A 26,734-nucleotide genomic window follows, 5' to 3' on the forward strand; every position below is an offset into this window, starting at 1 on the left:
TCACACCGCCGCAAGCTCAGCAGACAGCGCCTCCACGTCGGTCACCGGGAGCCGGCAGACGAAGCCCCGGCACACGTAGGCGGCGGGACGTCCATCGACCAGCGGCCGGTCGGCCAGCAGCGGCATCCCGGGCGCGTCCGGACGTCCGGCCACCACCACCGATCCGGCCGGGGCCTGCACGCGGGCGGTGCGGGCCAGCTGCGCCACCCGCGGGTCGCCGGGCTCGCCGACCACCGCCACCTCCACCCGGGGACGCCGCAGCCGGGTCACCGCGTCGGCCAGCAGCCAGCCGGCGAACCGGGGCGCCCGCGGTACCAGCCCACCGGCACCGGCCGCCGCCCGCTCCGCGACCTCGTCCCAGCGCGGGTCACCGCTGAGCGCCGACAGCTCGGCCAGCGCGTGCACGGTGGTGCTCAGCCCCGACGGCGTCGCGTTGTCGGTGCTGTCCCGCGGACGCAGGTAGAGCTGCTCGCCGTCGTCGGCGGTGTCGAAGAACCCGCCCTCGCCGTCCCCGAACGCCCCGACGAGGTGCTCGGCCAGCACGGTCGCCCGCTCCAGCCAGCGCCCGTCGGCGTCGGCGGCGGCCAGCCGGACGGCGGCCAGCACCAGCGCGGCGACGTCCTCGAGCACCGCGTCGGAGTCGCCGACCCGGCCGTCGCGCGAGGTGCGGCGCAGCCGTCCGTCGACGTGGTGCACCTGCCAGACGTGGGTGAGCGCCTCCCGCGCCAGGTCGAGCCACTCCGGACGGTCGAACACCCCGGCCGCGTCCACCAGCGAGGCCACCAGCCAGCCGTTCCATGCCGCCACCACCTTGTCGTCGCGCCCCGGCCGCGGACGCCCGTCGCGCGCCTCCCGCAGCCGCTCGCGCAGCGGCGTCCACCGCTCCAGCGCCACGTCCCCGCGCAGCTGCAGGGTGGAGGTGCCGTCCTCGAAGGTGCCCGCGCGGGTCACCGAGGTCAGCTCGGCGACCCAGTCGGCGTCCTCCTCACCCAGCACCTGGCGCAGCCGCTCCGGCGTCCAGACGTAGTAGGCGCCCTCGCGGGAGCGGCCCGGGGTGCCCAGCACCCCGTCGTCGGGGCTGTCGGCGTCCAGGCTGGAGGCGAACGCACCCTGCGGGGTCCGCAGCTCCCGCTCCAGCCAGGCGACGGTCTCGGCCACCACCCGGGCGGCCAACGGATCGCCGGAGCGGCACCACCAGTGCGTGTAGGCGCCGAGCAGCAGCGCGTTGTCGTAGAGCATCTTCTCGAAGTGCGGCACGACCCAGTCGGCGTCGACGCTGTAGCGGGCGAAGCCGCCGCCGAGCTGGTCGTACATCCCGCCCAGCGCCATCGCCCGGCAGGTGTCGGCCACCATCGCCAGCGACCGCTCGTCCCCGGCCCGCAGCAGCGCCTCCAGCACCATCGACGGCGGGAACTTCGGCGCCGGGCCGAAGCCGCCGCGCTCGGCGTCGAACTCTCCGGCCAGCCGCTGCAGCGCCTGCTCCAGCTCGGGCTCGCCGACCGCCCCGGGCAGCCGCGGCGAGGCGATCTGGGCCAGCTGGGAGCTGATGCTGCCCGCGCTCTGGACGACCTCCTCCCGCCGGTCCCGCCAGGCCTCGGTCACCGCGTCGAGGAGCTGGGTGAACGACGGCATCCCGTGCACCGGCCGCGGCGGGAAGTAGGTGCCGGCGTGGAACGGCAGTCCGTCCGGGGTGAGGAAGACACTCATCGGCCAGCCGCCCTGACCGGTCAGCGCGGTGGTGGCGCTCATGTAGACGGCGTCGACGTCCGGGCGCTCCTCGCGGTCGACCTTGACCGCCACGAACCCCTCGTTGAGCACCGCCGCGGTCGCCTCGTCCTCGAAGGACTCGTGCGCCATCACGTGGCACCAGTGGCAGGCCGCGTAGCCGATCGAGAGGAACACCGGGACGTCGCGGCGCCGGGCCTCGGCGAAGGCCTCGGGGCCCCACGGCCACCAGTGCACCGGGTTGTCGGCGTGCTGCAGCAGGTAGGGCGAGGTCGCGTCTGAGAGTCGGTTCACCACCCCGGTCACGGTACCCACGCGTGGTCCGCCGACGCGGGTTGGGACACGTCCCACCGTTATCCGGTGGTGCTTGACACGCCGATGTGCCGGGCACAGACTCGCGTCACCTTTGTTGACAGCCCGGGCTCCCGCGGCTCGGGCGGTGCAGGTCCAGCGGTTCGAGGAGGAACCCATGGCACAGGGCTCGTCGCCCCCGACGCTCTCGCGTCGTCATCTGCTCGGGTTGGGCGGTGCCGTCGGCGCCGGTCTCACACTGTCCGGCTGCGGGGTGGGCCGGATGATGCGGGGACCGGAGGACAACACGGTCACCTGGGGATCCTGGGCGAACCCCGGCGAGGCCAAGCGCTTCTTCGAGTTCAACGACCAGTACACGGCCCAGACCGGGGTGAACGCCGTCTACCAGACGGTCGTCGGCGACTACACCGCCAAGGTGCTCACCCAGCTGGCCGGACGGGCCGCACCGGACGCCTTCTACGTCAACGATGCGATGATGCCGACGCTGATCCTGGAGGAGCAGGTCATCCCGCTGACCGACTACCTGGCCTCGCCGGACGCGGCCACCGCCGAGGAGGACTACTTCCCGGGCCTGGTCGACTGGTGCCGCAACTCCGAGGGCGAGCTGTACGGGCTCCCCGTGGACTGCAACCCGCTGGTCATCTGGTTCAACTCCGACATCATGGCCGAGGCGGGCGTCGACCTGCCGGCCGACACCTTCGACAACGGCGGCTGGACGCTCGACGCGCTGACCGACGTGCTCGAGGCCGTCAAGCCCACGGGCAAGCGGGGGCTGACCTTCGAGTCCGGCTACGGCCACCTGTTCAGCTGGATCACCACCTTCGGCGGGACGCTGTTCGAGGACGGCCGCCCGGTCTTCCAGGACGACCCGGTGGCGATCGAGACGATCGGCTGGATCCTCGAGCAGTTCCGGGCCGAGACGATGTTCTACGGCGGCTCGCTGCCGGAGGGCCAGGGCGGGGAGCAGCTGTTCCAGGCCCAGCAGCTGGCCTGCGTGGTCGCCGGCCGGTGGGTGCTGCCCAACCTGCGCGAGCTCGACTTCACCTACGACATGGTGCCGTTCCCCACCAAGGACGGCGGCGTCGTGATGCCGGCCAGCGTCGCCTGCGCGGCGATGTCGGTGAACAAACGCTCGGTCAACCCCGAGGCGGCCCTCGACTTCCTGGGCGCCTTCGTCAACACCGAGGGCCAGCGCTTCCGCCTCTCCGGCGGCGGCAACGCGGTGCCCTCGGTGCACGGGCTGGAGGAGGTCGTCACCGAGGGTGGCGTGCCGGCCCACGGCGCGCTGTTCCTGGAGTGCGCCGAGAAGGGCTACGCGATGCCGCGCGAGCTGCTGCGCGACCCGCGGCTGGCCTCCCGCTTCTCACCCTCGATGGACGAGGTGATGAAGGCGGGGCCGACCGACGCCCAGACGCTGCTGGTGCAGCTGTCCGACATGATCGCCGACCCGGAGAGGTTGAGCTGATGACCGCCACCGTCTCGACCACGCCACCGCCCGTCACAACCGATCCCGCCCCGCCCGCGCCGCGACGCCGCAAGGGCCACGACAACCTGCAGGCCCTGGGCTTCCTCGCCCCGCAGCTGATCGGCCTGGTCGTCTTCATGGTCGGCCCGCTGGTCTTCGCGATCGTGCTGAGCCTGTCCAACTGGTCCGGCTTCGGGAACCGGTCGTGGGCCGGCTTCGACAACTTCGCCTACGTGCTGACCGATCCCGACATCCGCCAGTCGGCCATCAACACCATCTGGTTCACCGTGCTGCAGGTGCCGCCGATGATGATCTCGGCGTTCCTCATCGCGCTGATGATGCAGAACGCGGGGAAGCTCAAGAGCTTCTACCGCACGTTCTACTTCGCCCCGGTGGTCACCTCCAGCGTCGCGGTCGCGGCGATCTGGCTGTGGCTGTTCAACCCCGACATCAGCCCGCTGAACTCGGTGCTCAACAGCGTCGGGATCACCGCTCCGGACTGGCTGCAGGACCCGTCCTACATCATCCCGGCCTTCGCCATCGTCTCCATCTGGCAGGGCCTGGGCTACCAGATCGTCATGTTCATGGCCGGTCTGCAGTCGATCTCGCCGACCATGTACGAGGCGGCCGACATCGACGGGGCCAGCGAGGTGCAGAAGATGTTCCGCATCACGCTGCCGATGATCTCCCCGACGATCCTCTTCCTCTCGATCACCTCGATCATCAGCTCGTTCCAGATCTTCGACTACATCTACGTCTTCCTCGACACCAACGCCCCGCAGGCCGGGCGGACCATCGTGTACGAGATCGTCCAGATCGCCTTCACCGAGTTCAACTTCGGTGTCGCCTCCGCCGTGGCGGTCTGCCTGTTCGTGTCCCTGCTGGTCCTGACCGGTCTCCAGCTCGCCGCCCAGCGGCGCTGGGTCCACTACACGGAGTGAGTGAGGCATCCCCAATGGCTGTGACCACCGCGAGCAACACGCCCCTCGTCACCCCGGTCGACGAGGGCCACACCCGACGGGGCGGACGGCGCCGTCCGATCAGCGTCGCCCGGATCGTCCTGCACGTCGTCCTCACCGTCGGCTCCGTGCTGATGGCCCTGCCGTTCCTGTGGATGATCTTCTCGGCGTTCAAGCCGCTGAGCGAGATCTTCCTCCAGCCGCCGCGGCTGCTGCCGAGTGAGTGGCAGCCGGGCAACTTCGTCGACGCGGTCACCGGCGTCCCGTTCGCCGCCGGGCTCTGGAACAGCTTCTACATCGCGGCGCTGGTGACGATCCTGTCGCTGCTCACCTGCGCGATGGCGGCCTACGCCTTCGCCCGGATCCGCTTCCGCGGCCGGGAGCCGCTGTTCCTGGTGTTCCTGGCCACCATGATGATCCCGGCGCAGATGACCATCATCCCGCTCTACATCATCATGGGCCAGCTCGGCTGGGTGGACACCCACCTCTCCCTGCTGGTGCCGCCGATCCTCTTCAACGCCTTCGGGGTGTTCCTGCTGCGCCAGTACGTCCGCGGCATCCCGGTCGAGCTCGAGGAGGCGGCGGCGATCGACGGTGCCAGCCGCGCCCGCATCTTCGTGACGATCATCCTGCCGCTGCTGCGCACCCCGATGGCGGCGCTGGGGATCTTCATCTTCCTGGCGCAGTGGAACAACTTCTTCCACCCGCTGATCTTCCTCAACACGCAGGAGTACTTCACGCTCCCGCTGCTGGTGAACCAGTTCAAGGGCCAGTACTCCTCGGACTGGACCAGCCTGATGGCGGCCGCGACGCTGGCCGCGGCCCCGCTGCTCATCGTCTTCATCATCGCCCAGCGCCACATCGTCGAGGGCATCGCGCTGCAGGGCTCGAAGGGCTGATCCCCCACCCGAGGCTCCTCCCGACGTGACGGACGGGCTGGCACAGTGACCCCGTGCCAGCCCGTCCGCGCGTCCCGCGCCGCCACCAGCGCGAGGCGCTGACCGCGCTCGGCGACCTCTGGCGCCGCGGCGGCACCCGCGCCTGGGTGGTGCTGCCCCCGGGGGCGGGCAAGACGCTGGTCGGGTTGTGGTCGGCCGCCGAGCTGCTCACCGACGACCGGGTGGCCCGGGTGGTCGTGCTCGGGCCCAACACCGCCATCCAGGGCCAGTGGCTGGAGGAGGCCGCCACGCTGGCGGCTGAGGGGGTGCTGCCGGCCACCGTCGGCGACGACCGCTCGCTGCAGGCCGGGCTCACCGCGCTGACCTACCAGTCGCTGGCGGTCTTCGACCCCGACGCCGAGGTCGACGAGGACGGAGTGGAGCAGCCGCTGCTGGCCCGGTTGCACCCGAACGGGCAGGCCCTGGTCGAGCGGCTGCGGTCGGCCGGGCCGCTGCTGCTGGTGCTCGACGAGTGCCACCACCTGCTGGAGGTCTGGGGGCGGTTGCTGGCCGAGCTGCTGGAGCTGCTCCCGCAGGTCCGGGTGCTCGGGCTGACCGCCACCCCGCCGGGAGCGCTCACCGCCGCCGAGGCCGAGCTGGTCGACGACCTGTTCGGCGACGTCGTCTACCAGGCCTCGATCCCGGCGCTGGTCCGCGAGGGCGACCTGGCCCCGTTCGCCGAGCTGGCCTGGCTGGTCCGGCCCACCCCGACCGAGCTGGACTGGCTGGCCGACGGCGGGGTGCGGTTCGCCGAGCTGTGCAGCTACCTCACCGATCCCGCTCACGGCAGCACCGGTTTCCTGCAGTGGCTCGACCGCCGGTTCTGCGCGCCGGTCGGCACCACCACGACGTGGGCCGCGCTGGCCTCCGCCGAGCCGGAGCTGTGCGACGCCGCGCTGCGGATGCACACCGCCGGGCTGCTGGCCCTGCCCACCGGCGCCCGGCTCCACGAGACCCACCGCCGCCCGCCCGACGCCGACGACTGGATGCTGCTCGCCGACGACTGGCTGCGTCGCGGGCTGGACGCCGACGACCCCGCCGACCGGGCCGTGCTCGAGCGGGTGCGGACGGTGCTGCCCTCGATCGGCTACCGCTGGACCCGCAACCGGATCGTGCCCGGACGTTCCCCGGTCGACCGGGTGCTGGCGCGGACCGAGGCCAAGGCCGCGGCGGCCGTGCAGCTGCTCACCGCCGAGGCCGCCCAGCTCGGGTCGCGGCTGCGGGCGCTGGTGCTCTGCGACCACGAGAGCGCCAGCGCCACCCTGCCCGGCGTCCTCGACGACGTCCTCGCCCCCGAGGCCGGTTCCGCCCGGGCGGTGCTGCGCACGCTGCTCGACGACCCGGGCACCGCGTCGCTCGGCCCGCTGCTGGTCACCGGCCGGACCGTCGCCGGCGCCGAGGAGACCCTGCGGCAGCTCGCCGCGTACGTCGAGCGGCGTGAACCGGGCCTGGGCCTCGGAGTGGGTGAGGACGAGGGACTGCCGGTGCTCACCGGCGGGTGGGACAGCCGACGCTGGGTGGCCTCCGTCACCGACTTCTTCGAGGACGGCCACAGCCAGGTGCTGGTCGGCACCCGCGGTCTGCTCGGCGAGGGCTGGGACGCCCGCCGGGTGAGCGGCCTGGTCGACCTCACCGCGGCCACCACCACGACCGCGGTGGTGCAGACCCGCGGGCGGGCGCTGCGCACCGACCCCGACTGGCCGGACAAGACGGCCGTCACCTGGTCGGTGGTGGCCCTGGCCCCGGAGCACCCGCGCGGCGCCAACGACTGGCAGCGCCTCGTCCGCAAGCACACCGGCTTCTGGGGTGTGGACGCCGACGGCGAGGTGGTCGACGGCGTCGGCCACGTCGACCCGGCGTTCTCGCCCTACCACCCGCCCGACGTCGCCGAGATCGAGGCGGTCAACGCCCGGATGCTGCGGCGCGCCGAGCAGCGCCACCGGCTGACCGAGCAGTGGCGGGTGGGGGAGCCCTACCGCGACGAGCTCGCCCACACCCTGCGGCTGGTGCCGGGCCGGCGGCCGCTGGGCACCGGCACGGCGGCGGTCGCGGTGGTCCCCGACGGGGCCGGACGGCTGCGGGCCCGGGCGCTGGCGGTGCCCGGGCCGGTGCACCCGGCGGCCGTGGTCGGCGTGCTGGCGGCGGCCGCCGGGTTGGTGCTGACGCTGCTCGACCCCGGTCCGCTGGCGCTGCTCGTCCCGCTGGCGCTGGCCCTGGCCGGTGGGGTTCAGGCGGCCCGGCTGCTCCGACGGGGCCGGCTGGCCCTGGAGGCGGCGCGCCAGCCGACCACGGTGCACCAGGTGGCGGCCGCGGTCGCCGACGGTCTGCACGCCGGCGGGCTGAGCCCCCGAGGCGCCGACGCGGTCGTGGTGGAGGTCGACTCGGCGGGGGAGTACCGCTGCCGGCTCACCGGCGTCGAGGTGGCGGTCTCCGCGCAGTTCGCCGCCGCGCTGGAGGAGGCGCTGGGTCCGGTGCTGGACCCGCGCTATCTGATCAGCCGCCGCGTGCCCGCCGCCGTCAGCGGCCGGCGGGCGTTGCTGCGGGTCGGAGCCGGTGGCACGGTGCCGACCGCGGAGGCCTGGCACGCGGTGCCGACGGCGCTCGGGCGCAACGCCACGCTGGTCGAGGGCTACGCCCGGGCCTGGGACCGCTGGGTCGGCCCGGGCCGGACGTTGTGGACCGGCTCGCCGGAGGGTGCGGGGGTGCTGGCCGCCCAGCACGGCAGCGACCCCTTCGACGTCACCTCGCTGGTCCGGGTGGGCTGGGAGTGACGGTCGAGCCGTTCGCGCGGGCGACCTCCCGACGTCACTCGTGCGGGGTGACCACGCTGAGCTCGGGCTGGTCGATCAGGCAGAACTCGTTCCCGTCGGGGTCGCGCAGGACGACGAAGTCGGCCTCCGGCGGGTAGGGCCAGTCCTCCACCCGGGTCGCGCCCAGGGCCAGCAGCCGCTCCACGTGGCGCTGCTGCTCCGACGTGTAGAGGTCGATGTGCACCCGTACCGGCTGGGTGGGTCGGTCGTCGGTGCGCTGCAGCGACACCGGGATCCGGCGCGAGTCCGGGTCGACCAGCATCATGAACTCGGGGTCGAGCTCGGATTCGCGCGGGACGTAGCCCAGCGCCGCACGCCAGAAGGCGAGGGCCCGGGCCATGTCGGAGACGTTGATGACGACGGTGGCGACGTGCAGGTCGCCGACCTCACCGGATGGGGGCATCGTTCCTCCTCGGGACGGATCCGTCAGGGCCGTGGACCTCCCATCCTCGCTGGCGTCCCGGTCGGCTCGCGAGCGGGGCTGGCGGAGGCTGGTCTCGACCTGTCCCTGAGGGTTCGTCGCCGGCTCTTGCGCCGACGACCGGGCCGGTGGACGCTTCTCCCGGTTCGGGGGACGAGCCCGGGAGAAGACGATGACCGCCAGACGTCCGGCCGCGTGGGTACGCGCCCTGACCACCACCGCCGTCGGCCTCGCGCTGCTGCTGACCGGGTGGTCACCCGCCCGCGCCGACGACGCCGTCGCCGTCCACGACGGCAGCTTCCAGATCGAGGGCAGCGGCTACGGCCACGGCTGGGGCATGTCGCAGTGGGGCGCCTACGGCGCGGCCCGCCAGGGTCTGCACTGGCGGGACATCCTCGGCTTCTACTACCCGGGCACCACGATCACCCGGCTGGACGCCTCCAGCATCCGGGTCTGGCTGACCGCCGACACCGACGCGAGCCTGCAGGTGCTGGCCGAGAAGGGGATTCGGCTCTACGAGCCGAAGGCGAGGAAGTACGCCACGCTGCCCACCGGATCGTCCTACGCCGAGTGGCGGGTGCGGCGCAGCGGGTCGTCGTTCGTGCTGGAGCGGCGGGCGAAGGGCGGTGCCTGGAAGAAGCACGACCCGGGGCTGTCGGCGTCCCGGCCCTGGCAGTTCGACACCTCCGACGACGTGGTCTCGGTGGTGCTGCCCGGCGGACGCACCACCGAGTACCGCGGCCGGGTCGGCCTGATCGCCGCCGGCAGCGGCGCCCGCACCGTCAACACCGTCGACCTCGAGCTGTACCTGCGCGGCGTCGTCCCGGCGGAGATGCCGACCTCCTGGCACGGCGAGGCCGTCCGGGCGCAGGCCGTCGCCGCCCGGAGCTATGCGGTCCGGCTGCGCGAGCACAGCAGCACCAGCGGCTACGACGTCTGCGACACCACCGCCTGCCAGGTGTACAAGGGCGTCGCCACCACCGTCTCGGGCCGGCGGACCAGCCACGAGACCAGCGGCGGCACCGCGGCCGTCCAGGGCACCGCCCGCTACGTCGTCAGCTACCGCGGCGAGGTGGCACTGACCCAGTTCTCGGCCTCCAACGGCGGGCACACCGCCCGCGGCGACCACCCCTACCTCACGGCCCGCAAGGACCCCTACGACGGTGTGGTGCAGTCCCAGGCCTGGAAGGTCACGCTGACCGCCCGCCAGCTCGCCGCCGCCTGGCCGCAGGTCGGCACGGTGCGCGAGCTGCAGGTCACCGCCCGCGACGGCGCCGGCAGCTGGGGCGGCCGGGTCCGCACCATCAAGGTGGTCGGCAGCAAGAGCAGCGTCACCGTCTCCGGCGCCACCTTCCGCGGCCGGTTCGGCCTGCGCTCGGACCTGCTGCGGGTCGTGCCGACCGCCACCGCGATCGACCGGCGCTGGCAGCAGACCGGCGGCGCGGACGGTCCGCTCGGACGCCCCACCGGGCCCGAGCGCGACGTCGCCGACGGCCGGATGCGCGAGTTCTCCCGCCACACCCTGTTCTCCTCCCCGCGCACCGACGCCTACTGGACCGTGGGCCGGATCCGCGACCGCTACCGGGCCCTCGGCACGGCTGGGTCACGGCTGCGGTTCCCGATCAGCGACGAGGAGGCCGGCCCGCACGGCTCGCGGATCAGCCGGTTCGAGAACGGCGCCATCATCTTCACGGGCCCGACCGGCGCCCGGGTCGTGCGCGACGGGTTCTGGCGTTCCTACCGCGACGACGCCCGGCTGCGCGACGCCCTCGGCGTCCCGGCCGGGGAGGAGGTCGCCCACACGACGCTGCGGACGCCGGTGCAGCGGTTCAGCAAGGGCTGGGCGTTCTGGCAGGGCGGCCGGGCGGTGCCGCTGATCGGCGGCTTCGGCGGGCACTGGAACCGGCTGTCGGACTCCGAGCAGCGTCACCGCGGGGTGCCCACCGGCCCGGAGACCCGCAGCGCCGCCAAGGGCGTCCCGGTGCAGCGCTTCACCACCGGCACCTGGTTCTGGGTCGACCACCGGGTGCGCGAGACCTACGGCAAGATCGACGAGCGCTACCGCCAGCTCGGCGCGGAGAAGTCGCGGCTGGGGCTACCGCTGGGCACCGAGGAGGCCGGACCCGGCGGTTCGCGGGTGAGCCGGTTCGAGGGTGGCACCATCACCTGGAAGTCGGGCAAGGCGACGGTGCGCTACCGCTGAGTCTCACGCCGGTTCGGGGATGAGGTCGCGGGCGTCGGCGTAGGACAGCCCGGTCAGCTCCAGCAGGTCGACCGTCATCGAGCGGATCTGGGCCAGCACGACGATGTTGGACAGGCTGGTGTTCAGCCCGGCGTCGCCGGTGTGCTGGCCGAGGCGGACGAGCCGCTTCTGGGCGGCGGTCGGCAGCCGGCGCTCGTACAGCTCACCGGCCATCCACTCCACCACCTCGACCAGCTCGTCGAGCAGCTGGAGGTAGGCCTCGGGCGGTCGCTGGCCGTGGAAGACCGCGACCGCGGTGCGCCGGGTGAGCACCCGCAGGTTGCGCATCAGCCGGTCCAGCGGCTGGTAGAGCGCGGCGATGTTCTGCACCTCGTTGCGACGCCGGCCGAAGAAGGGGGAGTAGCGGACCACCGCCATCCCCTCCCGGTTGGCCTCCTCGATCGCCGACAACCGCTGCTCGCTGCGCCGGGCCCGGTCGAGCACCTCCTCGGCCAGCTGCAGGTCGGTGCTGGTCAGCGCCGTCCGCGCCGCGGTCAGCGTCCCGGCCACCTCCTGCAGGGCCTCGGCCACCAGCAGCCGCGGCCGGATGAGCGGGGCCGACGGCGCCACCGTGGTGACGACCAGGGCGAGCGCGCAGCCGACCACGGCGTCCAGCCAGCGGTCCACGCTGGGCCCGGTGCCGGCCGCCAGCACCACGACGATGGAGGACTGCACACCGGCCTGGGTGATCATCAGGTTGCGGGCGCCCACCAGGGTGGCCACCGCCATCGCCAGCGCCGCCACCACGGTGATCTGCAGCGGTCCGGTGCCGAAGACGATGACGAACAGGTCGCCGACCGCCACCCCCAGCGCCACCCCGACCGCCATCTCGATGGCCCGGCTGAACCGCTGGCCGAAGGAGAACCCGAGGCAGACGATCGCCGCCACCGGGGCGAAGATCGGCAGCGGGTGGCCGAGCAGCCGGTTCGCGACCAGGTAGGCCAGCCCCGCGGTAATAGCACACTGGCCGATGAGGAACGAGCGGTAACGCAGCCGCCGGGCCCGCCGGGCGAGGTTGGCGGTGCCGCGCCGGGCGGTGCGCTCGCTCGCGTCGTAGGCCCGCAGGACGACCCGGAGGGCGGGGTGACGGCTCATGGCGTCATTGTGCCGCCGCCCGGTCGGAGTCGGCGGCCGCGGCGCACGGGAGTCGGGCTTGCCGCCCCGCGGAGGTCGCCGCCAGGATGCGTGCGTGACGGAGGAGCTGCGCGACCTGGTGGTGGTGGGCGCCGGCGTGGTCGGGATGGCGCACGCGATGACAGCCCTGCGGCGGGGGATGTCGGTGACGGTGCTCGACCGGGACGCCGAGGCCGTCGGGGCCTCGGAACTTCGGCCACATCTGCCTCACCGCCCAGAGCGGCGAGCTGCGCGAGCTGGGGCTGCGCTCCCGCGGGGGCTGGCTGGAGGCGGCCGCGGCGGCCGGGTTCTGGGCCGGTGAGGTGGGGGCGGTGGCGGTGGCCCGCACGCCGGCCGAGCTCGCCGTGCTCGAGGAGCTGGCGGCCTCCCGCGACGACGGCTCGGTGACCGTGCTGTCGGCGACCGAGACCCGCCGCCGGCTGGACGGCTGCGGCGCAGACGACCTGGTCGGTGGGGCCTTCCTCGCCGCCGACCTGCGGGTGGACCCCCGGGTCACGGTCGCCGCGCTAGCGTCCTGGGTGCAGGACCAGCCGGGCGGTGAGGTGCGCTGGCGGACCGCGGTGACCGCGGTGGAGCCCGGGGTGGTGCAGACCACCCGCCGGCCGGTGCGGGCGAGCGGCAGGTCCTGGTCTGCGTGGGCCACGACGTCGACCAGCTGCTGCCGACGCTGGCCGAGGAGCACCAGATCACCCGGTGCAGCCTCGAGATGGCCCGCGGGCTCTGGTCGGGCGGGCAGCCCACCATCGGCCCGGCGGTGCTGAGCGCCACCTCGATGCTGCGCTACGACGCCTTCACCGCCCAGCCCTCCAGCGCGGCGCTGCGCGCAGAGGTGGAGGCGGCGACACCGGAGCTGCTCGCGGTCGGGGCGAACGTCCTGACCACCCAGCTCGCCGACGGCAGCTTCGTGCTCGGCGACTCCCACGCCTACGCCCCGACGGTGCGGCCCTTCCTGTCCGAGGCGACCTCGGTGCTGCTGGTGGGGGCGGCCGGCCGGCTGCTGGGAACGCGGTTCGACGTCATCGAGCGGTGGCAGGGGGTCTACGCCTACTCACCGGTGGAGCCGCTGCTGGACCGCGAGACCGCGCCGGGCGTCCGGGTGGTCGGCGACCTCCGGGATCGGGATGACGCTGTCGTTCGGGCTGGCCCGTCGGACGCTGGACCCGCTGAGCTGACCCGGCTCCGACGGCCAGTCGCTGGACGGCGACCGCAGGTGTGCGGGGTGCTTCCTAGACTGGCGGCCGTGCGCGCGCTGCTCCTGGAGAACATCCACCCCGAGGCGACCCGGTTGCTGGAGGAACGCTCCATCAAGGTGAGCACCGCCTCCGGGGCGATGGACGAGGACGAGCTGATCGAGGCGCTGCAGGGCGTCGACCTGCTGGGCATCCGGTCCAAGACCCAGCTGACCGCGCGGGTGTTCGCCGAGACACGGCTGACCGCCGTCGGCGCGTTCTGCATCGGCACCAACCAGATCGACCTCGACGCCGCCAGCCGCGCCGGCACCCCGGTGTTCAACGCGCCGTTCTCCAACACCCGCAGCGTGGTCGAGCTGGCGATCGCCGAGATCATCGCGATGGCCCGCCACCTCACCGACAAGAACGCCTCGCTGCACGCCGGCGTGTGGGACAAGTCGGCGAAGGGCTCGCACGAGGTGCGGGGCCGCACGCTGGGCATCGTCGGCTACGGCAACATCGGCAGCCAGCTGTCGGTGGTGGCCGAGGCGCTGGGCATGCAGGTGTACTTCTACGACGTCGTCGACAAGCTCGCGCTGGGCAACGCCCGGCGCTGCGACAGCCTCGAGGAGCTGCTGTCCAAGGTGGAGACGGTCTCGCTGCACGTGGACGGGCGTCCCGGCAACGCGGGGCTGTTCGGCGCGGAGCAGTTCGACCAGATGCGTCCGCGCAGCCTGTTCCTCAACCTGTGCCGGGGGATCGTCGTCGACCACGAGGCGCTGCGGGAGCGGCTGCTCAGCGGGCACCTCGCCGGTGCCGCCGTGGACGTCTTCCCCGAGGAGCCGAAGTCGGCCGGCGACCCCTTCGTCTCCAGCCTCCAGGGGATCCCCAACGTCATCCTCACCCCGCACGTGGGTGGCTCGACCGAGGAGGCGCAGATCGACATCGGCCGGTTCGTCGCCGGCAAGCTGCGCGACTACGCCGCCACCGGCGCCACCGTGATGAGCGTCAACCTGCCCTCGGTGCAGATCGACGACCAGGTGCCGCACGCGCGGATCCTGCACCTGCACCGCAACGTCCCCGGCGTGCTGGCCCGGCTCAACACCGTCCTCGGCAGCCACCAGGTCAACATCGACCGCCAGGTGCTCTCCACCCGCGGTGAGCTCGGCTACGTCGTCACCGACGTCGCCAGCCCCCTGCCGGCCCCGATGATCGAGGAGCTCCTCGCCCTTCCCGAGACGGTCCGCCTCACCACCATCGGCTGCTGACCCGCGCCGCCGCCCCACGCTCCGAACTCGTCGAAGGGCGAGCGCGGACGCCGGCCGGCTCATTCCCGCCGGCCGAGCTGAGCGGTTGCGCCGCACCCGGCTTCAAGCGCTCTGAGCCTGTCGAAGGGCGAGCAACCGACTGCCGCCGTCCTGAGGTGGTCCCCGCGGCGTGACCGAGCCCCTCATCTCCGGGGCGCGGCTGCCGCGCCACGAGCCGATGCGCGCGGACCCCGGCCGCCACCCGGAAGTGAGCGGGAGCGAGGCTCGAACGGCCCCGACCCCTGAGCCCGTTGCAGCGCGACGGGTCGACGTCACACGGCCCGAGCCGTTCCCGCGACGACGGATCCCAGATCGATCACGCGTTCGAAACTGTCAGAGGTCTTCCGTAGCGTCGGGGTCATGGAAGCAGCACGGGGGATCGACGCGACGACGGTGCTCGCCGGCGCGCGCGAGCTGCACGAGCAGGAGCTGAGCGCGAGCGCCGGGCTGCTCCGGCACGCCGCCTCGTGGGCCGACCTGCACCCGGCGGTGGACGCCGACGAGGCGGCCGTCTCCACCTGGCAGGGCCGCGAGTGCGGTGTCCCGCTGGCGGGGGAGGGCACCCCGCAGGTGGACCGCGCCTGCATCTCGGAGTTCGCCGCCGCGGTCGGGCTGCCGTCCGAGTCCGGTCAGCGGCTGATCGGCGACGCCCTGGAGCTGCGCCACCGCCTGCCCGCGGTGTGGGCGCTCGTGCAGGCTGGGCGCGTGCCGGCCTGGCGGGCACGCGGGATCGCCCAGTCCACCAGCACCCTCACGCTCGAGGCGGTCGCCTTCGTCGACCGTCAGGTCGCGGCCGTCGCCGGACGGGTCGGGCCGCGTCAGCTCGACCGGCTGGTCGACGCGGCGGTGCTGGAGTTCATGCCGGAGGAGGCCGAGCGACGCCGTCTCGAGGCCGCCGACCGCCGCCACTTCACCGTGCGCCACCCCGACGACGGCGACGGCGGCGGCCTGTCCTACGTCGAAGGCACCCTCGACCTGGTGGACGCGCTCGACCTCGACGCCGCGATCAGCGACGGTGCCGTCGCCCTGGCGCAGGCCGGGTGCGAGCAGCCGCTGGACGTCCGCCGTTCGATGGCCGTCGGCGAGCTCGCCCGGCGCCAGCCCGCCCTCGACCTCGGTCCGACTGCCGAGGACGACGCCACGACCGGCCCGGCCGTTGGTTCCACGACGGCCGACCAGCGCGGGCCCGGCGGGTCGCCGGCGGCAGGGCGGTCTCGGGTGCTGCTGTACCTGCACCTGTCTGCCGATGCGCTCGGCCGGACGCCCACCGGTGCGCCGGACCGGGCGCAGGTCGGGTGGGTGGGCAACACCCGCACCCCGGTCACCGCCGGCCAGATCCGCGACTGGTGCGGTCGGCCCGACGCCCAGGTCGAGGTGAAGCCGGTCATCGACCTGAACGAGAACCCCTCGGTCGAGGGCTACGCGATCCCCGACTGGCTCCGCGAGCGGGTCACGCTGCGCGACCGCACCTGCCTGTTCCCCTTCTGCCACCGACCCGCACACCCGCGCACGCTCCGTGCCGGCAGGCGCGGGCGTGCCCTGGCCACGCCGGCCGACGAGGTGCCGCGCAAGCCCACGGTGCAGCTCGACCACCAGATCCCCTACGAGCAGGGTGGCCCCACCTCCGCGGACAACCTCGTGCCGCTGTGCCCGCGCCACCACAACGACAAGACCCACCACCGCTGGCGCTACCGGCGGCTCGCGCCCGGCGTCCACCTGTGGACGAGCCCCCACGGCCACCGCTTCCTCCGTGACCGCGACGGCACCACCGCGCTCACCGGCCCACCGACGGGCCGGCGCGACGGCACCAGACGCTCCGAGCAGTCACCACCGCCGTCCGCTGAGCCGTCACCGCGGACGGCGACCGGCCAGACCGCACGACCCCGCGGAGGCGCCCCGCCTCCCGCGGCGCCGACGCCGAACGGCAGGAGCGGTGCACCCCCGCTCCGAGGGGCCGTTGCTACGGCGCCAGGGGAGCGCGCCTCCGGGGAGCACGACCCGCCACCGTTCTGACCTGCGCCCGGTCGGAGCCCAGCCTCGCCCTGCCGCACCCGCGGCTGACCCGGTCAGCGAGGGACTGCGGCATGCCCGCGCCCGGGGCGTCGAGCCCCGGCGGCATCAGCGGCCGACAGGCGTGCACCCAGCCGCGTTCCCAGGACGCCGCGGAAGCCAGCTCGGTGCTGTCGAACCCGAGCAGCGCGGGCACGACGTCATCCTCAGCCCGCCCGTGCGATGGCGCGAACAGGCCGGGCGTGACGCCTCCGTCAGCGAACTCAGACCTCCGGGGTCACCCGCGGGATCTCCACCGACGGCTCCAGGTCGTCGTCGCCGGCTTCCACCGGGGTGTTGAGCCGGCGCACCACCTCGTCGTGCAGGACGCCGTTGGTCGCCAGCGCGCCCGGACCCACCGGCCCGCGCTCACCGGCCACGTTGCCGAACCGGCCCCCGGCCTCCTCGACGACCACCGCCAGCGCGGCCATGTCGTGCAGGGCCAGCTCGGGCTCGCAGGCGATGTCGACCGCACCCTCGGCGAGCAGCATGTAGCTCCAGAAGTCGCCGTAGGCCCGGGTCCGCCAGCAGTCGCGCATCAGGTCGACGAAGGGCTGGCCGTGGCCCGAGGTCACCCAGCCGCCGATCGAGCTGTACGACAGCGAAGCATCCGCCACCGTCGCCACCTGGGAGACCCGGATCGGGCTGGCCGACATCAGCGACTTCCCGGCGAACGCGCCGCCGCCACGGTGGGCCCACCAGCGCCGGTTGAGCATCGGGGCGCTGACCACGCCCGCCACCACCTCGTCGTCGATCATCAGCGCGATCAGGGTGGCCCAGACCGGCACCCCGCGGACGAAGTTGCGGGTGCCGTCGATGGGGTCGACCACCCACCGGCGCGGGCCCCACCCGGTGTCCTCACCCTCCTCGCCGTGCACCGCGTCCCGCGGTCGTGCCTTGGACAGGGTGCGCCGGACGGCCTCCTCGACGGCGAGGTCGGCGTCGGTCACCTCGGTCATGTCGGGCTTGCTGCTGACGGTGAGGTCGCGGGCCCGGAACCGGCTGGTGGTGATGGAGTCGGCGTTGTCGGCCATCAGGTGCGCGAGCCGCAGGTCGTCGGTGAGGTTCTGCGCAGGGGACGGGGCCATGGGGAGAGGCTATCGGGGTCCCACGGGCACGGGCGTCACCGCACGGCATCCCGCTCCGGCCCGCCGGGGCAATCCGGTGGCCGCCCGGTCGATCCGTGCCTACGCTCGACGGGCGTGACCATCTACCAGCACCCGTTGGCCTACCTGCTCGGGATGGAGGGGCTCGCGCTGCTGCGCGGATGGGCGGGTGACCTCGACGAGGGCTTCACCCGCGAGCGGCTCGCCGAGGTGCGCCGGCTGCTCGACGACCCGGTGCTCGCCGGGCACCCCGGGGTGCGGGTCGCCCGGGGCAGCGCCGCCGACGGGTACCGGCAGTGGGCCCCGAGCTACGACGAGCCCAACGGCCTGTTCGACCTCGACGAGCCCTTCGTCGACGAGGTGCTGCAGAGCCTGCCCGCCGGCACCGCGTTGGACGCGGCCAGCGGCACCGGTCGGCTGACCGAGCGCCTGGACGCCGCCGGGCACCGGGTGGTCGGCGTCGACGCCTCACCCGAGATGCTGGCCCGCGCCCGCACCCGCGTGCCGTCCGCCCGGTTCGTGCAGGGCCACCTGGAGCGACTCCCGCTGCCCGACGCCTCGGTCGACGTCGCGGTGTGCGCGCTCGCGCTGTCCCACCTGCCCGGGCTCGAGGGGCCGCTCTCCGAGCTCGCCCGGGTGCTCCGGCCGGGCGGCCACCTGGTGATCTCCGACGTCCACGCCGAGCTGGTGCTGCGCGGCTCGGTGGTGACCTCCCTCGGCGCCGACGGCGGACCGGGGCTGGTGCCCACCTACCGCCACCCGGTCGGCGCCTACCTGCGGGCGGCGCTGGCGGCCGGGCTGCAGGTCCGCCGCTGCGAGGAGGTCGGGGCGGTCGACGACGGTGCCGCGTCCGAGCGGCCCGCCCGCCGGGCGGCCGACGCCGACGACCTCGGACCGTGGTCGCTGTGGCCGTGGTCGCTGCTCGACCTGGCCCCGGAGGCGAGCGCTGCGGCCTGGACGACCCCGTCCACGATCCTCTGGCACTTCCAGCGCCCGGACGTCGCACCGTCGGCCAGCTGACCGACCCAGCCGCGCGATCGACCGGGGCTCAGTACGTCTCGGCGCTCAGCCGGGCGTCGAGGATGCGGCGGAAGGACTGCAGCCGCTCCGGGGAGAGCCGGCCCTCGGCCACCGCCTGGTCCAGCCCGCAGTCGACGGCCGTGCTGTCGTGGCGGCACCCGCGCGGGCAGCTGCCGGTCTCGGCGGCCAGGTCGCCGAAGGCCGACACGATCCCGTCCGGGGTGACGTGGCTGAGCCCGAAGGAGCGCACGCCCGGGGTGTCGATCACCCAGCCGCCGTCGCGACCGTCGGGCAGCGCCGGCAGCTGCAGCGCGATCGCCGACGTCGACGTGTGCCGGCCCCGGCCGGTCGTCGCGTTCACCGCCCCCACCGCCCGGTCCAGCCCCGGGATCAGCGCGTTGACCAGCGTCGACTTGCCCACCCCGGAGTGCCCGACGAACACCGTCGTCCGCCCGGCCAGCCGCTCCCGCAGGTCGCTGAGGTCGGCACCGGGCTGGGTCGTCAGCACGGGGACGTCCAGCGGGCGGTAGGCGGCGACGATCTCGTCCGGCGACGCCAGGTCGGCCTTGGTCAGCACCAGGAGCGCGTCCAGGCCGGCGTCGAACCCGGCCACCAGGATCCGGTCGATCATCCCCGGCCGCGGAGGCGGGTCGGCGAGCGCGGTGACGATGGCCAGCTGGTCGGCGTTGGCCACCACCGGACGCTCGTAGGGGTCGTCGTCGTCGGCGGTCCGGCGCAGCACCGTCCGCCGCTCCTCGACCTCCACCAGCCGGGCCAGCGTGCCCTCCTCGCCGCTGAGGTCGCCCACCACCCGCACCCGGTCACCGACGACCACCCGGGACCGGCTCAGCGAGCGGGCCTTCGTCGCCGAGACCAGCCCCCGGCCAGGCTCGTCGGACGCCCCGTCCAGCCGCAGCCGGTAGCGGCCGCGGTCCACGGTGATCACCGTCGCCAGGGCGGCGTCGGAGAAGTCGGGCCGGTCCTTGGTGCGGGGACGGGAGCGGCGGCCGGGACGGTCGAAGCCCGCGTGCTCGTCGCTGTGGATGCCTCCCCGTCGGCTCAAGGGGCGTCCTGCGCTGCCTCGTCGCCGTCCTCGGGGTGCTCGGCGACGTCGCGGGCCAGCCACCGGTCGCTCTGGGCGAGCATGTCGTCCCACAGCTCGGGGAACTGCGGCATCGTCTTGCTGGTGCAGCCGATGTCGTCCAGGGTGATGTCGTCGACCACCAGCCCGAGCACGGCCCCCGCCTGCGCCATCCGGTGGTCGGCGTAGGTGCGCCACGTCCCGCCGTGCAGCAGCCGGGGGTGGATGGTGAGCCCGTCCTCGTGCTGGCTGACCGCCGCCCCCAGCCCGTGCAGCTCGGCCTCGAGCGCGGCGAGCCGGTCGGTCTCGTGGCCACGGATGTGACCGATCCCGGTCAGGTGGCTGGTGCCGTGAGCCAGCGCGCAGACCGCCGCGAGCACCGGCGTGAGCTCGCTGGCGGCGGACAGGTCGGCCTCCAGCGCCCGCACGTGCCCGGTCCCGGTCAGCGTGAGCCCGTCCTCGGTCAGCTCCACGCGGGCACCCATCGCGCTGAACAGGTCGACCAGCATCGCCCCGGGCTGGTCGGTCTCGGCCGGCCAGTCGTGGACGGTCACCCGACCCTCGGTGACCAGGGCGGCCGCGAGGAAGGGGGCGGCGTTGCTGAGGTCGGGCTCGATGGTGACGTCGCGTGCCTGCACCGGCCCGGGAGCGACCACCCAGCGGTGCTCCTCGGGCTGGTCCACATCGACGCCGCGCTCGCGCAGCATCGCCACCGTCATCGCGATGTGGGGGAGGGAGGGCAGCGTCGGGCCGACGTGACGCAGGTCGATCCCGCGCGCGAACCGCGGGGCCGCCAGCAGCAGCGCGGACACGTACTGGCTGGATGTGGAGGCGTCGATGTTGACCGGTCCGCCCGGCAGGTCGGGACGCCCGGTGAGGGTGAACGGCAGCGCATCGGAGTCGTCGAGGTCGGCGCCGATGTCGGTCAGCGCGTCCAGCAGCGGCAGCATCGGACGGCTGCGGGCCGCCTCGTCGCCGTCGAAGGTCACGGTGCCGGGCACGGTGGCGGCCAGCGGCGGCACGAACCGCATCACGGTGCCCGCCAGACCGCAGTCGATGGTGCCGCCCATCCGGTGGTCGTCCGCCGCCGGGGTGACCCGCCACACGTCGGTGCCGTCGTCGATCGTCGTGCCCAGCGCCCGCAGCGCGTCGCGCATCAGCTGGGTGTCGCGGGCGTCCAGGCCGCCGGTGATGGTGGACGGCCCGTCGGCGATGGCGGCCAGCACCAGCGCCCGGTTCGTCTCCGACTTCGACCCGGGGACGCGGACGCGGGCGTGCACGCGTTCCTCGGCGCGGGGGGCGAACCACTCACCTCCGGCCACGGCTCGCCGGGGTCGCGCCGGGCCGGCGGGGGTGTTCGTTGCTGGGGGTTCTGCCGTCACGTCGTGCTGGTCCTCAGTCGAACTTCTTCTCGACCTTCTTCACGGCCCGCCGCGCGTCCTTGCGGGCCTGCTTGGCCTCCTTGGCCAGCCGGTTGCGCGCCTTGCGGGTCTTGGCCGCGACCTTGTCGCCGCCGGCCTGGGCCCGCCAGGCGAGGCTGGGCTTGCCCTCGGTGTCGAGGGAGGCCAGCAGCACCCCGCCGAGCACGGCCAGGTTGGTGAGGAAGCTGCGCTTCTGCTCGCCGTCGTCGTCGGCCTTGTTGCCGCCGAAGGGGGCGGAGGCCAGCAGCTGGGGCACCATCGAGATGCTCAGCAGCACCGCCCCGGGGCGACGGGCCCGACCGGTGGCCAGCGCGAGCGCGGCGAGCACCTGGGCCACCCCGCCGATCCGCACCAGGGTGGCGGTGTCGGAGGGGATGTAGGAGCCGACGCCGCTGGGCGCGTTCTTCTGCACGAGCGGGACCAGGCGGTCGGTCAGGGGCTCGACGACCGGCACGAGCTCGTCGGGCTGGCGCGCGGCCTTGAGACCACGGGACACGAAGAGGCTGGCCAGCATGGCGCGGGCGGCGAATCGAGGCAGGCTCATGGGTCCTTTCTACCGGCTTCCTCCGACGCGGCCCACACCGGGCTCACCGTCGGTGGCGGGGACTAGCGTGTCGGGCATGTGTGGGCGATACGCGAGCACCGCGAGCTCGGACGACCTGAGCCGCGAGTTCGAGGTGGACGACGTGGTCGGCGAGTGGGGCGGACCGAGCTGGAACGTCGCCCCGACCGACGCCGTCCCGGCTGTGCTGGAGCGGGCCGACAAGGAGACCGGCGAGGTCCGGCGGCGGCTCACCCCGCTGCGCTGGGGGCTGGTGCCGAGCTGGAGCAAGGACGTCAGGGGTGGGGCGCGGATGATCAACGCCCGGGTCGAGACGGTGGCCGAGAAGCCGGCCTTCCGCCGCGCCTTCGCCGCCCGGCGCTGCCTGCTGCCCGCCGACGGCTACTACGAGTGGTACGACACCGCGCAGCCCGGCCGTGGTGGACGTCCGCGCAAGCAGCCGTTCTTCATCCACCGCGCCGACGGCGGCCGGCTGGCGATGGCCGGGATCTACGAGTTCTGGAAGGACCCGGCCGCCGACCCGGACTCACCCGACGCCTGGGTGGTCTCCTGCTCGGTGATCACGACCACCGCGACCGACGCGGTCGGCCACATCCACGACCGGATGCCGATGGTGGTGCCGGCCGCCGCCCGCGACGCCTGGCTCGACCCGTCCAGCACCGACCCGCAGCGGGCGCTGGAGCTGCTCGAGGTGACCGAGGCGGCCCAGCTCGAGGCCTACGCCGTGGTCGGCCTGGTCAGCAACGTGCGCAACGACGGGCCCGAGCTGCTGACGCCGCTGGGGGAGGAGCCGCCCGCCCCGGCCGACGACGCAGCTGACGGCACCGGCGAGGACGGCACCGGCTCGGACGGCACCGGGGCGGGGCAGGACCGGCTGCTGTGAGCGAGGACGTCCCGGTCGACACCCCGCAGGGCCCCGGCCGGTGGCTGGTCGACGCGCCGGAGCGTCCGGACGCGGTGCTGGTGCTGGGTCACGGGGCCGGTGGCGGGCTGGAGTCGCGCGACCTCACCACCCTGGCCCGGCGGCTGCCGGCCGAGGGGGTGGCGGTGGCCCGGTTCGCCCAGCCCTGGCTGGTCGCCGGACGCAAGGTCGCGGTCCGGCCCCCGCAGCTGGACGAGGCGTGGCTGGCGGCGGTGCCGGCGTTGCGCCGACGCTGGCCGGAGGCACCGCTGGTCACCGGCGGCCGCAGCGCCGGTGCCCGGGTGGCCTGCCGCACCGCCACCGAGGTGGGGGCCGGGGCGGTGCTCTGCCTGGCCTTCCCGCTGCACCTGCCCGGACGCACGACCTCCCGGCTGGAGGAGCTGCTCGCCCCGGCCGTGCCCCGGGTGGTGCTCCAGGGCGCCCGCGACCCCTTCGGCGGCACCGACGAGCTGCGGACGGCCCTCGCCGGAGCCGGGCCCGACGCCGACGTCACCGTGCTCGACGTGCCCGACGCCGGGCACGACCTGCGTCCGGCGCAGCGGGCCGGGATCAGCCCGGACGACTGGCGAGAGCTGCTGCTGGGCGCGGCCCGCCGGGCGCTGGCGGCCGCGGCCGGCTGAACCGGCTCAGGCGCGGTGCGCTCAGGACCGGTGGAGGGCGGCCAGCCGCTGGATGGCGAACTGGTAGCCCAGCAGCCCGCAGCCGACGATCACCCCGCTCGCCACGTCGGACAGGTAGGAGCGGTGCCGGAAGTCCTCGCGGGCGTGCACGTTCGACAGGTGCACCTCCACCATCGGCACCTCGCTCGCCACCACCGCGTCCCGTAGCGCCACCGAGGTGTGGGTGTAGCCGGCGGCGTTGAGCACCAGCCCGATCGAGCGTCCGCGGGCGGCCTGCACGAGGTCGACCAGCTCCCCCTCGGCGTTGGACTGGTGGAAGTCGCAGTCCAGGCCCAGCCCATCGCTGGTCGAGACGCACAGCCGCCGCACGTCCTCGAGGGTGTCGGTGCCGTAGATCTCGGGCTCCCGGGTGCCCAGCAGGTTGAGGTTGGGGCCGTTGAGCACGGTGACGGTCGGACGCACGGGGTCAGTGTGTCAGCCGCGACCGGCGGGGAATACCCCCGCGCCGGGACGGCGTTCTGCCCGACGTGATGGTGATGACAGCGACCGAGGGCTCGCAGCGGAGTGCGCCGAGCCCAGTACTGTCGTACGTGATGACACTCCCACAGACACCGGCGGGGACGCCGGACGAGCAGGGGCCGGAGCGGGCCGGCGCCGAGGTCGATCTCGCCACCGAGACCGAGACCGACCGTCGCGCCCGGTTCGAGGCCGACGCGCTGCCCTACCTGGACCAGCTGTACGGGGCGGCCCTGCGGATGGCCCGCAACGCCGCCGACGCCGAGGACGTGGTGCAGGAGACCTACGCCAAGGCGTGGGCCTCCTTCCACCAGTACACCCCGGGCACGAACCTCAAGGCCTGGCTGTACCGCATCCTCACCAACACCTACATCAACAGCTACCGCAAGCGGCAGCGCCAGCCGCAGACCTCCGACAGCGGGGAGGTGGCGGACTGGCAGCTGGCCCGCGCCGCCGAGCACACCTCCAGCGGGCTGCGCTCGGCGGAGGCCGAGGCGATGGACCGGCTGCCGGACTCGGTGGTCAAGGACGCCCTGCAGCAGCTCTCGCCGGACTTCCGGATGGCGGTCTACCTGGCTGACGTCGAGGGCTTCGCCTACAAGGAGATCGCCGAGATCATGCAGACGCCGATCGGGACGGTGATGAGCCGGCTGAACCGGGCCCGCAAGCAGCTGCGCGGGCTGCTGGCCGAGCACGCCCGCGAGCTGGGGATGAGCGCGACCGGCACGCCGGGAGGTGAGCACCGATGAGTGCGGAGGAGCACGTCGAGCACGAGCAGCACTTCCACGCCCTGGTGGGCGAGGACGGCGAGGTGCACTGCGCGGAGGTGCTGGAGCGGGTCAACGTCTTCATCGACCACGAGCTGGCCGACGCCGACAGCGACACGATCCGCGAGCACCTGGCCGCCTGCGAGCCCTGCCTGGACCAGTTCGACGTCGCCGAGGCGGTCAAGCGGCTGGTGCGGCGCTGCTGCGTCGGCGAGCAGGCGCCGGACACCCTGCGGCTGCGGGTGCTCCAGGTGGTCGCCGAGACCGGCGAGGACCCGCTGCGCCGCTGAGCGCGCGACGACGTCCCGGAGACACGACGAGGGCGGCTCCCCGACCGGGGAGCCGCCCTCGTGCGTCGTCTGGCCGACCTCAGGCGTTCGTGCTGCGCATGACGTCAAGCGTTCGTGCTGCGCATGACGTCAAGCGTTCGTGCTGCGCATGACGTCAAGCATTGGGGCGCTTGCCGTGGTTCGCGCCCTTCTTCCTGCGGGCGCGGCGCTTGCGGCCTGTCTTGCCCATCTGAGCCTCCTCGGTACGTGCTGCCGGCCCCTGCGGGGAACCGGACGTCGAACGCGCGCCGACACCGGGGTGTCGGGGCACGAGGAGTCATTCTGCCAGAGGCCCGCGGCTCTGTGAAACGGCGCACACCACCGCGGTGCGGGCCCGCGGGCTCACTAGGGTGGCGCCATGCCGATGATGGCGGAGATCCTCGCCGAGCACACCGCGCTCACCCCGGAGGAGGCCGAGGCGCTGCGCCGGTTGACCCAGGAGTGGCACCTGATCGCCGACCTGGCCTTCTCCGACCTCGTGCTGTGGGTGCCCGACCGCGACCCCAACATGCTGTGGGCCGCGGCCCAGGTGCGTCCGGTCACCGGGCCCACCGCGCTGTTCGACGACATGGTGGGCGACCTCATCGCCTACCAGCCGGAGAACCTCGTCAGCGAGGCCTACCTCTCCGGCACCACCACCCGGACGAGTGAGAACAAGCTGCAGGCCGGCGTCCCGGTCGACGTCACCGCCGTCCCGGTCACCGTCGACGGGCGGACCGTGGCGGTGCTGGAGCGCTCGACCAACCGGCTCGGGCTGCGGGCCACCAGCACGCTGGAGGACGCCTACCTCGAGATCGCCGACGTGCTGTGCCAGATGGTCGAGCACGGGCTGTTCCCGCTGCCGGGGCACCCTGCCGACCCCAGCAGCAGCCCGCGGGTGGGTGACGGGCTGATCCGGGTCAACGCCGAGGGCGACATCACCTACGCCAGCCCGAATGCGGTGAGCGTGTACCGCCGGATGGGCTTCGACGGCGACCTGGTCGACGAGGACTTCTTCGAGCTGACCGATGAGCTGGCCCGCCGCGACTCGCGGGCCAACCCGTCGGTGGGCGAGGCGCTGTACGGAACCGAGGTGGCCGAGTTCGACCTGCACACCGGCGACTCCGACCTGCGCGCGCGGATCCTGCCGCTGGTGGCCGACGGGGAGCCCGACGGGCTGCTGGTGCTCTGCCGCGACGTCACCGAGCTGCGGGAGCGGGAGCGCCGGCTGATCGGCAAGGACGCCACCATCCGCGAGATCCACCACCGGGTGAAGAACAACCTGCAGACGGTGGCCGCGCTGCTGCGGATGCAGGCCCGCCGCATCCAGTCCACCGAGGGACGCGACGCCCTGAACGAGGCGATGTCACGGGTGGCGGCGATCGCCTCGGTGCACGAGACGCTGAGCCAGAGCTACGACGAGGAGGTGGCCTTCGACGACGTCGCCGACCGGGTGCTGCGCATCGTCGGCGACGTCTCGGCCGCGCACGGCCAGGTCCAGGCGACCCGCCGGGGCTCGTTCGGGCTGATCCCGGCGGCGATGGCCACCGGGCTCTCGCTGGTGATGACCGAGCTGTGCCAGAACGCCGTCGAGCACGGGCTGGAGAGCGCATCCGGGCAGGTGCTGGTGGAACCGCGCCGGGTCGACCACGCGCTGGAGCTGCTGGTGAGCGACGAGGGGAAGGGACTGCCCGAAGGGTTCTCGCTGGCGCAGAGCAAGAGCCTCGGGCTGAGCATCGTCTCCACCCTGGTCGCCGACCTCGGCGGGGAGTTCACCCTCGGGCCCAACCCGGCCGGTCGTGGGTCGACGGCGCGGGTCTGGCTGCCGATGGACGAGGTGCCCGACCACAGCTCGCTGTCCTGACCCGCAGCCGCCCGGC

24 protein-coding genes are annotated in these 26,734 nt (G+C 73.8%); 15 read left to right on the top strand and 9 right to left on the bottom strand.

Annotation, left to right across the window (positions count from 1 at the left end; translation table 11 throughout):
• Positions 1-2,019, bottom strand: a complete 2,019-nt coding sequence (locus DT076_RS00490) for a thioredoxin domain-containing protein (protein ID WP_325048339.1) — start codon at positions 2,017-2,019, stop codon at positions 1-3.
• A 280-nt stretch (positions 2,020-2,299) separates the two neighbouring features.
• Here DT076_RS00490 and DT076_RS00495 point away from each other — a divergent pair, with 280 nt between their 5' ends.
• From DT076_RS00495 to DT076_RS00510, 4 genes are read left to right on the top strand one after another with little or no spacing between them, the layout of a single operon-like run.
• Positions 2,300-3,502, top strand: a complete 1,203-nt coding sequence (locus DT076_RS00495; RefSeq protein ID WP_158548002.1) for an ABC transporter substrate-binding protein — start codon at positions 2,300-2,302, stop codon at positions 3,500-3,502.
• Positions 3,502-4,443 carry a carbohydrate ABC transporter permease gene (locus tag DT076_RS00500; protein ID WP_114124705.1) on the top strand — a complete coding sequence of 314 codons (942 nt, stop codon included), beginning with the start codon at positions 3,502-3,504 and terminating at the stop codon, positions 4,441-4,443. Before DT076_RS00495 ends, DT076_RS00500 begins: the two co-directional genes overlap by 1 nt.
• A gap of 14 nt (positions 4,444-4,457) precedes the next feature.
• Positions 4,458-5,360 carry a carbohydrate ABC transporter permease gene (locus tag DT076_RS00505; RefSeq protein WP_114124706.1) on the top strand — a complete coding sequence of 301 codons (903 nt, stop codon included), beginning with the start codon at positions 4,458-4,460 and terminating at the stop codon, positions 5,358-5,360.
• A 53-nt stretch (positions 5,361-5,413) separates the two neighbouring features.
• Positions 5,414-8,170, top strand: a complete 2,757-nt coding sequence (locus tag DT076_RS00510; protein ID WP_114124707.1) for a DEAD/DEAH box helicase family protein — start codon at positions 5,414-5,416, stop codon at positions 8,168-8,170.
• 34 nt (positions 8,171-8,204) lie between these two features.
• Here DT076_RS00510 and DT076_RS00515 read toward each other — a convergent pair whose 3' ends face one another.
• Complete coding sequence (locus DT076_RS00515; protein ID WP_199538856.1) at positions 8,205-8,612, bottom strand: VOC family protein; 408 nt, start codon at positions 8,610-8,612, stop codon at positions 8,205-8,207.
• Between the two features lie 190 nt (positions 8,613-8,802).
• Here DT076_RS00515 and DT076_RS00520 point away from each other — a divergent pair, with 190 nt between their 5' ends.
• Positions 8,803-10,833 (top strand): SpoIID/LytB domain-containing protein, encoded by a 2,031-nt coding sequence (locus DT076_RS00520; protein WP_114124708.1) that lies wholly within the window; start codon positions 8,803-8,805, stop codon positions 10,831-10,833.
• A gap of 3 nt (positions 10,834-10,836) precedes the next feature.
• Here DT076_RS00520 and DT076_RS00525 read toward each other — a convergent pair whose 3' ends face one another.
• A complete protein-coding gene (locus DT076_RS00525) occupies positions 10,837-11,967 on the bottom strand; it encodes an FUSC family protein (protein WP_114124709.1) in 1,131 nt (376 codons plus the stop codon).
• On the opposite strand from DT076_RS00525, the gene DT076_RS20390 reads away from it, so the two are divergent.
• From DT076_RS20390 to DT076_RS00540, 4 genes are all read left to right on the top strand, one after another.
• Positions 11,966-12,307: an FAD-dependent oxidoreductase gene (locus tag DT076_RS20390; RefSeq protein ID WP_407642692.1), complete on the top strand. Its 342-nt coding sequence runs from the start codon at positions 11,966-11,968 to the stop codon at positions 12,305-12,307. The genes DT076_RS00525 and DT076_RS20390 overlap by 2 nt on opposite strands.
• Before the next feature lie 10 nt (positions 12,308-12,317).
• Positions 12,318-12,767, top strand: a complete 450-nt coding sequence (locus DT076_RS19525; RefSeq protein WP_325048340.1) for an FAD-dependent oxidoreductase — start codon at positions 12,318-12,320, stop codon at positions 12,765-12,767.
• 479 nt (positions 12,768-13,246) lie between these two features.
• A complete protein-coding gene (serA, locus tag DT076_RS00535; protein ID WP_114124710.1) occupies positions 13,247-14,443 on the top strand; it encodes a phosphoglycerate dehydrogenase in 1,197 nt (398 codons plus the stop codon).
• A 399-nt stretch (positions 14,444-14,842) separates the two neighbouring features.
• Positions 14,843-16,495 (top strand): HNH endonuclease signature motif containing protein, encoded by a 1,653-nt coding sequence (locus DT076_RS00540; protein ID WP_114124711.1) that lies wholly within the window; start codon positions 14,843-14,845, stop codon positions 16,493-16,495.
• 260 nt (positions 16,496-16,755) lie between these two features.
• Here DT076_RS00540 and DT076_RS00545 read toward each other — a convergent pair whose 3' ends face one another.
• Entirely contained in the window at positions 16,756-17,619 is an 864-nt protein-coding gene (locus tag DT076_RS00545; protein ID WP_114124712.1) for an inositol monophosphatase family protein, read from the bottom strand.
• Between the two features lie 114 nt (positions 17,620-17,733).
• Here DT076_RS00545 and DT076_RS00550 point away from each other — a divergent pair, with 114 nt between their 5' ends.
• On the top strand, positions 17,734-18,657 hold the full coding sequence (locus tag DT076_RS00550; RefSeq protein WP_233493546.1) for a class I SAM-dependent methyltransferase: 924 nt from the start codon (positions 17,734-17,736) through the stop codon (positions 18,655-18,657).
• A 28-nt stretch (positions 18,658-18,685) separates the two neighbouring features.
• On the opposite strand, the gene rsgA is transcribed toward DT076_RS00550, so the two are convergent.
• The 3 genes from rsgA to DT076_RS00565 form a co-directional block, all read right to left on the bottom strand.
• The gene (rsgA, locus tag DT076_RS00555; RefSeq protein ID WP_114124713.1) at positions 18,686-19,720 is read right to left on the bottom strand and encodes a ribosome small subunit-dependent GTPase A; all 1,035 of its coding nucleotides are present in this window, start codon (positions 19,718-19,720) and stop codon (positions 18,686-18,688) included.
• Positions 19,717-21,060, bottom strand: a complete 1,344-nt coding sequence (aroA, locus tag DT076_RS00560) for a 3-phosphoshikimate 1-carboxyvinyltransferase (RefSeq protein WP_114124714.1) — start codon at positions 21,058-21,060, stop codon at positions 19,717-19,719. Before aroA ends, rsgA begins: the two co-directional genes overlap by 4 nt.
• 73 nt (positions 21,061-21,133) lie before the next feature.
• Complete coding sequence (locus DT076_RS00565; protein ID WP_114124715.1) at positions 21,134-21,703, bottom strand: DoxX family membrane protein; 570 nt, start codon at positions 21,701-21,703, stop codon at positions 21,134-21,136.
• 76 nt (positions 21,704-21,779) lie between these two features.
• On the opposite strand from DT076_RS00565, the gene DT076_RS00570 reads away from it, so the two are divergent.
• Positions 21,780-22,604 carry an SOS response-associated peptidase gene (locus DT076_RS00570; protein WP_114124716.1) on the top strand — a complete coding sequence of 275 codons (825 nt, stop codon included), beginning with the start codon at positions 21,780-21,782 and terminating at the stop codon, positions 22,602-22,604.
• Positions 22,601-23,263 (top strand): alpha/beta hydrolase family protein, encoded by a 663-nt coding sequence (locus tag DT076_RS00575; RefSeq protein WP_114124717.1) that lies wholly within the window; start codon positions 22,601-22,603, stop codon positions 23,261-23,263. Before DT076_RS00570 ends, DT076_RS00575 begins: the two co-directional genes overlap by 4 nt.
• 21 nt (positions 23,264-23,284) lie before the next feature.
• Here the strand turns inward: DT076_RS00575 and aroQ are convergent, their stop codons facing one another.
• Complete coding sequence (aroQ, locus tag DT076_RS00580) at positions 23,285-23,725, bottom strand: type II 3-dehydroquinate dehydratase (RefSeq protein WP_114124718.1); 441 nt, start codon at positions 23,723-23,725, stop codon at positions 23,285-23,287.
• A 131-nt stretch (positions 23,726-23,856) separates the two neighbouring features.
• Between aroQ and DT076_RS00585 the strand changes: the two genes are divergently transcribed.
• Together DT076_RS00585 and rsrA are read left to right on the top strand one after the other, a co-directional pair.
• Positions 23,857-24,528 carry a sigma-70 family RNA polymerase sigma factor gene (locus tag DT076_RS00585; RefSeq protein WP_199538858.1) on the top strand — a complete coding sequence of 224 codons (672 nt, stop codon included), beginning with the start codon at positions 23,857-23,859 and terminating at the stop codon, positions 24,526-24,528.
• Positions 24,525-24,836: a mycothiol system anti-sigma-R factor gene (rsrA, locus tag DT076_RS00590; protein ID WP_114124720.1), complete on the top strand. Its 312-nt coding sequence runs from the start codon at positions 24,525-24,527 to the stop codon at positions 24,834-24,836. Before DT076_RS00585 ends, rsrA begins: the two co-directional genes overlap by 4 nt.
• Positions 24,837-24,990: 154 nt before the next feature.
• Here rsrA and DT076_RS20395 read toward each other — a convergent pair whose 3' ends face one another.
• A complete protein-coding gene (locus DT076_RS20395; RefSeq protein ID WP_369797015.1) occupies positions 24,991-25,065 on the bottom strand; it encodes a 50S ribosomal protein bL37 in 75 nt (24 codons plus the stop codon).
• Positions 25,066-25,233: 168 nt separating this feature from the next.
• Between DT076_RS20395 and DT076_RS00595 the strand changes: the two genes are divergently transcribed.
• Positions 25,234-26,718 carry a sensor histidine kinase gene (locus tag DT076_RS00595; RefSeq protein WP_114124721.1) on the top strand — a complete coding sequence of 495 codons (1,485 nt, stop codon included), beginning with the start codon at positions 25,234-25,236 and terminating at the stop codon, positions 26,716-26,718.
• The last annotated feature ends 16 nt before the right edge of the window (positions 26,719-26,734 follow it).

This window comes from Desertihabitans brevis (genome assembly GCF_003327535.1).
In the GTDB taxonomy this organism is placed as follows: domain Bacteria; phylum Actinomycetota; class Actinomycetes; order Propionibacteriales; family Propionibacteriaceae; genus Desertihabitans; species Desertihabitans brevis.